At 62.5% G+C, this 1252-nt stretch carries 1 protein-coding gene; it reads left to right on the forward strand.

The genetic code is table 11. The features are described 5' to 3' along the window. Positions 1-1125, forward strand: a 1125-nt coding sequence (locus FGE21_RS19815) for a transposase (protein ID WP_139665117.1), incomplete at its 5' end; no start/stop codon positions are given. Positions 1126-1252 lie beyond the last annotated feature (127 nt).

Genomic DNA, 1252 nt, shown 5'->3' on the forward strand with positions numbered 1-1252 from the left:
TATCGGTGGTTCTGTCGGCTGGGCCTGGAGGGGAAGGTCCCGGATCACTCGACGTTCTCGCGGTATCGCCATGGCAAGTTTCGCGACAGCAATCTGCTGCGACAGATCTTCGAGGCCACGGTCGAGCGGTGCCTGAGGGAGGACCTGGTGTCCGGCGAGGGCTTTGCCGTGGATGCCAGCCTGATCTCCGCTGACGCCAACAAGGCTCGGTCAATCGCAGCCGAGGACTGGAGCCCTGAGGTCGCGCGCGAGGCTGGGAACCGGGCAGCGCGGGAATATCTGGAAACGCTGGATGATGCCGCCTTCGGCGCCGCGTCACCGACCCAGCCGAAGTTCGTGGCCAAGTCCGACCCGGCGGCGCAATGGACCCGTGCCGAGGAAAGTCGCCCCTATTTTGCTTACGCCACCAACTACCTGATCGATACCAAAAGCTCGGTAATCATGGATGTTGAGGCGACGCGAGCCATTCGCCAGGCCGAAGTCGGGGCGTCGCGCACGATGCTCGACAGAACCGAGAAACGGTTCGGGATCAGGCCGGATTGGCTGGCGGCCGACACTGCCTATGGCAACGCCGAGAACCTCGGATGGCTGGTTGAGCAGCGGAGCATCATCCCCTTCATCCCGGTGATCGATAAGTCGGAGCGGACCGATGGCACCTGGTCCAGATCCGACTTCGAATGGGACGAGGCGAACGATCAATACATCTGCCCCGAGGGACACGCCCTCAGGCAGTATCGCCGGAACTACTCCGATCCGAACCGGGGTCAGGACACCGGCGGGCGGAAGAAATATCGTGCCTTGAAGGCGACATGTCAGGCCTGTCCATCCAAGGAAATCTGCTGCCCGAAAGCGGAGGCCCGATACGTCACCCGTGAACCCCACGAGGAAGCACGCGAGTTCGCCCGCGCATGCCGCAAGACCAAGGCCTACAAGGTATCCCGAGACAAGCGGAAGAAAGTAGAGATGCTCTTCGCACATCTGAAGCGCATCCTCGGCCTGACCCGGCTACGCCTGCGCGGCCCCAATGGTGCGAAGGACGAATTCCTCCTCGCCGCCATCGCCCAGAACCTCCGAAAACTCGCGAAGCTGCGGCCTCAGTTAGCCAACCCGGAGGCCACGGCATGATCTGAGCGGCCAGATAGACGGCACAAGGCGGTGCGACGGGCGATTTGTCCGAACCAAACGGCGACACCCGAGCCTGAGGGCAGCTCAAAACGCGTTCCCAGGCCGACTTTTTCAACAAAATCCGCCC

It is taken from the genome of Phaeobacter sp. B1627 (assembly GCF_006265095.1).
Lineage (GTDB): Bacteria > Pseudomonadota > Alphaproteobacteria > Rhodobacterales > Rhodobacteraceae > Epibacterium.